Origin of the sequence: Tardiphaga sp. (assembly GCF_044340795.1) — a bacterium.
Lineage (GTDB): Bacteria > Pseudomonadota > Alphaproteobacteria > Rhizobiales > Xanthobacteraceae > Tardiphaga.
Genome location: NZ_JBIISY010000266.1, coordinates 1 through 7,872 on the forward strand (window position 1 = coordinate 1; position 7,872 = coordinate 7,872).

Here is a 7,872-nt window from a genome sequence, read left to right on the forward strand (position 1 = left end):
GATCTATGTCATGGGTGCGACTGGCGGCGGCGCGCAGCGTATCTCGTTCGGCGAAGGCAGCTATTCGACGCCCGTCTGGTCGCCGCGTGGCGACTATATTGCCTTCACCAAGCAGGGCGGTGGCCAATTCTCCATCGGCATCATGAAGCCAGACGGATCGGGCGAGCGTATCCTGACCTCCGGCTATCACAATGAAGGCCCAACCTTCGCTCCCAACGGGCGCGTGGTCATGTTCTTCCGCGAAGTCGGGGGCGGTCCGTCGCTCTATTCGGTCGACGTGTCCGGGCGTAACGAACTCAAGGTACCAACGCCGGGCTACGCATCGGACCCGGCCTGGTCGCCGCTGTTATCGTAAAGACTTTCTTGCGATAGAGGTATTGATTGCCGGCGTTTACCGGCATTCTTTTTCCACCGCGCTGAATTTGCAGGCAGATTCTCCGTTTATCTGCAGCTGTAAATAGTTCGCTAAGGATGTTCCCTCAGAAAGAGTTCATCAGGACCCGGTACCAATGTGCGCCTGAAATGGACGCGCCAACGCCCGATGCAACTCGCCGATCACAGCCGGACGAATAGCAAGTCAATGTCGCCGTCGATTTACACGGCGCTCGTCGACTCCCTGTTCGAAAATCCGATCCCCATGCTGGCCGGCGCCGTCTGTGCCGGCACTGGCGCTGTCATGACCGCGGTCAAGACCGGCAATCTCCTCTTGTGGCCCTGCGCCGGCCTCATCATTCTCATCGGCGCGCTGCGCGCCTTGCAACTGTCCAGATACGAGAAGCGCGAGACCACGCTGACGCCCGACGAGGCGGCGCATTGGGAGCGCAACTACATGATCGGCGGCTCGCTCTATGCGGCGTCGCTCGGTCTGTGGTGCTGGGTTGTGCTGCTCGGCAGTGATGATCCGGTCGCGCATATGCTCGGCACCGCGGTGACCGTCGCCTATATCGCCGCCGGTGCGGGGCGCACCTATGGGCGCCCGAAGATCGCGCAACTGCAGGTGCTTCTGGCCTGCGGTCCGATGGCGACGGCGCTGATCATCCATGGCAATTTCTACTATATCGGCTTCGCCTTCCTGAACGTGCTGTTCTTCATCGGTCTGCGGCGTATCACGCTGCGCCTGCACGACGTCTATGTGAAGGCCCTGCTGGCGACCGAACGCGTCGGCTCGATTGCCAGCCAGTTCGACACCGCCTTGAACAACATGCCGAATGGCTTGTGCATGTTCGGCCCGGATGGTCGGCTGGCCGTGCTCAACAATCGTTTTGCCGAGATGATGGAGATTACCGGCAATCTCGCGGTTCGCAGCGGCATCACCATGCGGGAGCTGGTTTCGCTGTGCGTCAATGCCGGCACCGTTTCGGCGGCGAGCGGGATGACCATCATCGCTGAAATCGAAAGCTCCAAGGCTGCCGAAATCACCACGCTCGATCATGCGCATGAGGTTGAGCGCGCGCTTTCGTGGAAATTCCAGCCGATGGCCGGCGGCGGCACCGTGGTGCTGCTGGAAGACATCACCGAACGCCGCAATTCGGAAGCCCGCATCAGCCACATGGCGCGCTTCGACGAACTGACGGGCCTGCCGAACCGCATGAGCTTCCGCAACGAGATCGGTCGCATGCTGAAGATGGGCGACAATTCGACGATGTCGGCGCTGCTGTTCGTCGATCTCGATGTGTTCAAGCAGGTCAATGACACGCTCGGGCATCCCTGCGGCGACCAGCTGCTCTGCATGGTGGCGGACCGTCTGCGCGAAATGCTGAGGGCGGAAGATTTCGTGGCGCGCTTCGGCGGTGACGAGTTCGTCGTGTTCCAGCGCAACATCAAGGCCAATCACGACGCGGCCGATCTGGCCATGCGAATCGTGGAACGTCTCAGCGAACGCTACGAGATCGACAATCATCAGGTCGAGATCGGCGCCAGCATCGGCATTGCGCTCACCGAGCCGGGCGTTAGCGCCGACCATCTGCTCAAGAATGCCGACATGGCGCTTTATCGCGCCAAGGCGTCCGGGCGCGGTACGTTCTGCTTCTTCCGCGACGAGATGGCCCAGACGGTCGAGGCGCGCCGCGTCCTCGAACTCGACCTGCGCAAGGCGCTCGCGAACGAGGAATTCGAGATCTACTACCAGCCGCTGGTCAATCTGAAGTCAGGCCGCATCTCGACCTGCGAGGCGCTGCTGCGCTGGAATCATCCGGTGCGCGGCACGGTCTCTCCGGCGGATATCATCCCGATCGCAGAAGACATGGGGCTGATCGTCGATCTTGGTCGGTGGATTTTGCGCAAGGCCTGTATCGAATGCATGACCTGGCCGGATGCGGTCAGCGTCGCCGTGAACTTCTCGTCGCAGCAATTCCATCAGCGCGACGTGCTGAGCGAAGTGCGCTACGCGCTCGAAGTGTCTGGGCTGCCCGCGCATCGCCTCGAAATCGAGATCACCGAGTCGTCCCTGCTGCGCAATACGCAGTGGACCCACGACGCGCTGTCACAGCTCCATGCCGCGGGCTGCCGGATCTCGCTCGACGACTTCGGCACCGGCTATTCGAGCCTCAGCTATCTGCATAACTTCCCCTTGCAGAAAGTGAAGATCGACCGCTCGTTCCTCGAGGGCATCGATACGGATCGTCCGCTGACGCTGCTGCGTGGCGTGGCCCGTCTCAGCGCCGATCTCGGCATGTCCGTGGTGGTCGAGGGGATCGAGACCAATGAACAGCTCGAACTGATCAGCGCCGACGGCACCATCACGGAGGCCCAGGGCTATCTATTCAGCCGTCCGGTGCCCGCCCAGCGCGTCCGCCAGTTGCTCGATGCGTCGCACGGGCGGCGTGAACGCGAGCCGGAGCTGAACGGCGAGACGGCCCGCACCACGGCCTGAAATTCTCCCACTGCTAATAAAACCGTCACGTTTCATCTCATCTGCGGCCGGTTGGTAAAAGGTTAACCAAACTAGCGCAGAACCTTTGACAACTTTTAATAAAGCTTTAACCTTCGGCTTACTCACATACTGATTGCGTTTTGTACGCGTGGAGATGGAATGATGGCTGCGGCCGATCAAGTGACCGATATTTCTCCTCGCCATCAAGACATTCTGGACCGTGTAGATTATCGCCTCGCCGAGACAGAGGCCGAAAAGGAGGCGATCTACAGCCTCCGCTATCGGGCCTATCTGCACGAAGGTGCCATCGAGCCACGGGCCGAGCGTCGCCTGAAGGATCGTTTCGACGATCTGCCGAATTCCTGGACCTTTGGCATCTATATGGATGGCGAACTGGCCAGCTCGCTGCGGATCAGCGTCGGCTCGCCGGACCATCCGGACACGCCGGCGGTGGATGCCTTCGGTGATCTGCTGCGTCCGCAGATCGAAGCCGGCAAGACCATCGTCGATCCCAATCGCTTCGTCGCTGATCCGGCCAACCGCACCAAGTTTCCGGAACTGCCTTATCTGACCGTTCGCCTTGGCTATGTCGCCTGCGCCTATTTCAATGCCGATATCGGCACCGCCACCGTTCGTGCCGAGCACCGTGCTTTTTATCGCCGCGTGTTCCTGCAGACTCCGCTGTGCGAGCCGCGGCCCTATCCGACGCTGGTGAAGCCGCTCTGCCTGATGGCAGCGGATTTCAACATGGTTCGCGAGAAGATCTTCGAGCGTTACCCGTATTTCCGCTCCAGCCAGTTCGAGCGGAGGGCCCTGTTCGAGCGCAAGAGCGAGCCACTCGCGCCCGATCTCCTGACGCCCGAGTTCCAGTTGCTGCAGGCCAACTCGGCGCAGCAGCTCTGAACCAGGCCTGCCGCGGCGTGGGGTGAGACGATCAAACGGCCGCTGCAGCGATGCAGCGGCCGTTTTCCATGGAATCCCGCGGAAAAACAGAGAGATCAACGGCTCGCTTCACCGTCACGCCATATTTGATAAGCATTAACCATGCCGACGCTTTTCGGCAGCCTGTGGCTTTTGATCGGTTTTGGCAACACCTCGTCAAGGTTGACGGAACGTTCGCTTAACCAACGCCCTGTAGACCGATGACAGTTGGTTAAAGCGTGAGCGTGGAGGCTCCGGGAATGATTCAGCAGATGCGTATCCTCCAGGGATTGAAACTGGCTGCCGTGTTGGCTGTGGCGCTCTCGATGGGCGCCTGCGCGAACAAGAACGGCATGGGCGGCGCTGATGGCGCGATGGCTGGTGCAGCTGCTCCGGGCAGCCAGCAGGACTTCGTCGTCAATGTCGGCGATCGCGTCTTCTTCGAAAGCGATCAGACCGAGCTGTCGCCGCAGGCCATGGCTACCCTCGACAAGCAGTCGCAGTGGCTGCAGCAGTACAACCGCTATTCCTTCACCATCGAAGGCCATGCGGACGAGCGCGGTACCCGCGAATACAACATCGCTCTCGGCGCCCGTCGCGCCCAGTCGGTGCGGAGCTATCTCGCCTCGCGTGGGATCGATCCGAGCCGTATGCGCACGATCTCCTACGGCAAGGAACGCCCGGTCGCGGTGTGTAACGACATCTCGTGCTGGTCGCAGAACCGCCGTGCGGTGACCGTGCTGAACGCCGGCGCCTGAGCGTTTGATGTGATATGAGTGGCGGCGTCTGCCTGAACGGGCAGGCGCCGTTTTCGTGTGAGTGGCTATTTGGATTCGGGCGGCTTTGTCGCTGCCTGAAGTCACAATTCCGGCGTAGTGCAGCACTCATCGTTTCCTGCGCCATCGGGGCGCGTTTCAGTCATCGCTCAGGCCAAGATGTCATTCAAATTCCAGTCGCTCGCCGGTGCCGCGCTTTTCGCTTCCATGCTTGTCACGGCATCGCCCGTCTCGGCGCAGTTCTGGGGGCAGCAGCAGGAGCAGCAGCGGCCGCAGACCTATGGTCGGCAGGATGGTGGCGTCGATCCGGAAATGCGGATCGAGCAGTTGGAGGGCCAGCTGCGCAAGCTGACCGGCCAGAACGAGGAACTGCAGTTCCGTAACCGACAGCTCGAAGATCAGCTGCGCCAGTTGCAGGCCGGCGGCGCGCCGCCGGCGGGTGGCGCACGCCCGAATGCCGCCGCTGCCCCTGGACAGCCGGTCCCGCTGCAGGCTCCGCAGGGTGGTTACAATCAGGCGCCGGCTGCACAGCCCGGCTACGGCCAGCAGCCCTACAACCAGCAGGGCAACGCAGCTCCCGCACCGATCGCGCAGGATTCCGCGCCGGCTCCGCGCGGTGGCCGCCGTAACGACGCTTTCGATCCTAATGCCAATCCGAATGCGCCGGGCGTGCCGCGCGCCCTCGGTGGTGGGCAGTTGCCGATGCAGGCCAACGCGCCCGTGGGCGCTCCCGGCGGACGCGAGGTGGGCGAGCCGCTGCCGCTCGGCCAGGGTAGTGCAGCGCAGGGCGGGGGCGCTCCGGCTCTGACCACATTGCCGCCCGGGGCGACGCCGAAGGATGAGTTCGACCTCGGCCTTGGCTACATGCAGCGCCGCGATTATGCGCTGGCGGAAGAGACCATGCGCAATTTTGGCCAGAAATATCCCAACGATCCGATGATTGCGGATTCACAATATTGGCTCGGCGAAAGCTACTTCCAACGCCAGAAGTATCGCGATGCTGCACAGTCGTTCCTCGGTGTCACCAGTAAGTACGATACGTCCGCCAAGGCGCCGGACGCCTTGTTACGCCTCGGCCAGTCGCTGGCCGCGCTGAAGGAAAAGGAAGCCGCCTGCGCCGCTTTCGGCGAGGTCGCGCGCAAATATCCGCGTGCCTCGACCGGCGTGAAGCAGGGCGTGGACCGCGAGCAGAAGCGCAACAAGTGCTAGGCTGGACTGGCCCGGTGCTCTGAGCCGGGGCAAGCCCCGGTTCTGGATGCGCATGGCCGACGACGATCAGTCCCCGATTTCTGCCCAGCAGGCGAAGCAATTGTTCGCCCGTTGGGCGTCTGCGCCGGCTCTTGTTCTGGCCGTTTCGGGCGGACCGGATTCGGTGGCCCTGATGTGGCTCGCCGCACGCTGGCGGCGGGGCCTGAAGCGCGGTCCGGCACTGACGGTCGTCACAGTCGATCACGGCTTGCGTTCGGAGGCGGCAGCCGAGGCCCGTGAGGTGAAACGTCTCGCTGCAACGCTCGACCTGCCACACAGGACCTTGCGCTGGACCGGCGACAAGCCGAAGACGGGACTTCCGGCAGCAGCCCGGGAGGCTCGCTACGCATTGCTTGCCGATGCCGCGCGAAAAGCCGGTGCTGGCCATGTGATGACGGCGCATACGCGCGATGACCAGGCCGAGACTGTCCTGATGCGAATGGCGCGCGGCAGTGGCCTATCCGGCCTGAGCGCCATGGCCGCACAGACCGATCGCGGTGATATCCAGATCGTTCGTCCGCTCCTGCAACTCTCGAAATCGCAGCTGATCGCGACACTCAGGAAGGCCAGGCTGGGCTACGCGGTCGACCCCACCAATACGGACCCGCATTTCACCCGGCCGCGGCTGCGTGCCCTGATGCCCGATCTGGCGTCTGAAGGGATGGATTCACGCAATCTGGCGCGTCTGGCGGCGCGCCTCGCGCGGGCTGATGAGGCGCTTGAACTGATGGCCGATGGCGCCGAGCGCTTTCTCGCTCTGCGCAGCCCGGGCCTTGTGCCAGAGGCCATCGATGCGGTTGCATTTCTGGGGCTGGCCGAGGAAATCCGCGTCCGGTTGCTGTTGCGGATGATCAATGATGTCGGCCACGAGGGGCCGGCAGAACTCGGCAAGGTCGAGACCCTGTCCGTGGCGATGGAACAGGCCATGGCGACGAGGGGAGACGGTATTCTGCTGAAACAAACGCTTGCCGGCGCGGTCATTTCGCTGACCCGCAATCGGCTGAAGATTGCACCGGCACCACCGCGTCGCTCGGTATCGCGCAAAAGACCTTAACCACCTCCGGAAAACCCGACCGTTGTTGCCATGATTTCAACCGGAAAAGCACCTAGATGCGTTAAATAGTCCGTCCCAGTTCCCTTGGCAGCGGCCCCTGTCGCACTTAAATTGCAACCGACTGACCCAGGGTGATCGCCTTGTGGCGATGCAAGGGAAAAGAGCCGCGGTTTTCAGCGGTGACGAAGGAAGATCGATGAACGCGAATCTGCGCAATTTCGCCCTCTGGGTCATTATCGTGCTGCTGCTGCTGGCGCTGTTCACGCTTTTCCAGAATCCCGGTCAGCGCGCCGCCTCGCAGGACATCCCGTTCTCGCAGCTCCTGAGCGATATCGATCAGAACAAGGTGCGCGACGTTGTCATTCAGGGGCCGGAGATCAACGGCACCTACACCAATGGCTCGACCTTCCACACTTACGCCCCGTCTGACCCGACGCTGATCAAGCGCCTGTATGACGCCAAGGTCTCCATCACCGCGAAGGCGCCGGGCGACAATGTGCCGTGGTTCGTCTCGCTGCTCGTTTCATGGTTGCCATTCATCGCGCTGATCGGCGTGTGGATCTTCCTGTCGCGGCAGATGCAGGGCGGTGCCGGCAAGGCGATGGGCTTTGGCAAGTCGCGGGCGAAGATGCTCACGGAGGCGCATGGTCGCGTGACCTTCGAGGACGTCGCAGGCGTCGACGAAGCCAAGCAGGACCTGCAGGAGATCGTCGAATTCCTGCGCGACCCCGGCAAGTTCCAGCGCCTGGGCGGCCGCATTCCGCGCGGCGTGCTACTAGTCGGCCCTCCCGGTACCGGTAAGACCCTGATCGCGCGTGCGGTCGCGGGTGAAGCCAATGTGCCGTTCTTCACCATTTCGGGTTCGGACTTCGTCGAAATGTTCGTCGGCGTCGGCGCTTCCCGCGTGCGTGACATGTTCGAGCAGGCCAAGAAGAACGCGCCCTGCATCATCTTCATTGATGAAATCGATGCGGTTGGTCGGCATCGTGGCGCTGGTCTGG

General features: G+C 62.4%; 6 protein-coding genes and 1 pseudogene. All 7 read left to right on the top strand.

From position 1 onward, the window contains the following. Positions 1-355: pseudogene (gene tolB / locus ACIQ17_RS28120) on the top strand (Tol-Pal system protein TolB); the annotation flags it as partial. 186 nt (positions 356-541) lie between these two features. Further along, positions 542-2,872: a putative bifunctional diguanylate cyclase/phosphodiesterase gene (locus ACIQ17_RS28125; RefSeq protein ID WP_398472677.1), complete on the top strand. Its 2,331-nt coding sequence runs from the start codon at positions 542-544 to the stop codon at positions 2,870-2,872. A gap of 162 nt (positions 2,873-3,034) precedes the next feature. After that, complete coding sequence (locus tag ACIQ17_RS28130; protein WP_398472679.1) at positions 3,035-3,775, top strand: N-acyl amino acid synthase FeeM domain-containing protein; 741 nt, start codon at positions 3,035-3,037, stop codon at positions 3,773-3,775. 278 nt (positions 3,776-4,053) lie between these two features. Continuing rightward, positions 4,054-4,551: a peptidoglycan-associated lipoprotein Pal gene (gene pal / locus ACIQ17_RS28135; protein ID WP_398472681.1), complete on the top strand. Its 498-nt coding sequence runs from the start codon at positions 4,054-4,056 to the stop codon at positions 4,549-4,551. A 177-nt stretch (positions 4,552-4,728) separates the two neighbouring features. Continuing rightward, on the top strand, positions 4,729-5,778 hold the full coding sequence (gene ybgF, locus ACIQ17_RS28140; protein ID WP_398472683.1) for a tol-pal system protein YbgF: 1,050 nt from the start codon (positions 4,729-4,731) through the stop codon (positions 5,776-5,778). A gap of 52 nt (positions 5,779-5,830) precedes the next feature. Then, a complete protein-coding gene (gene tilS, locus ACIQ17_RS28145) occupies positions 5,831-6,871 on the top strand; it encodes a tRNA lysidine(34) synthetase TilS (RefSeq protein WP_398472685.1) in 1,041 nt (346 codons plus the stop codon). Between the two features lie 196 nt (positions 6,872-7,067). Further along, on the top strand, positions 7,068-7,872 hold an 805-nt coding region (locus tag ACIQ17_RS28150; RefSeq protein WP_398472687.1), incomplete at its 3' end, for an ATP-dependent metallopeptidase FtsH/Yme1/Tma family protein.

What these genes read in the sequence shown, in the direction of transcription:
- pal (WP_398472681.1), top strand. Translation starts at nt 4,054, where the DNA reads ATGATTCAGCAGATGCGTATCCTCCAGGGATTGAAACTGGCTGCCGTG.
- ybgF (WP_398472683.1), top strand. Translation starts at nt 4,729, where the DNA reads ATGTCATTCAAATTCCAGTCGCTCGCCGGTGCCGCGCTTTTCGCTTCC.
- tilS (WP_398472685.1), top strand. Translation starts at nt 5,831, where the DNA reads ATGGCCGACGACGATCAGTCCCCGATTTCTGCCCAGCAGGCGAAGCAA.
- ACIQ17_RS28125 (WP_398472677.1), top strand. Translation starts at nt 542, where the DNA reads ATGCAACTCGCCGATCACAGCCGGACGAATAGCAAGTCAATGTCGCCG.
- ACIQ17_RS28130 (WP_398472679.1), top strand. Translation starts at nt 3,035, where the DNA reads ATGGCTGCGGCCGATCAAGTGACCGATATTTCTCCTCGCCATCAAGAC.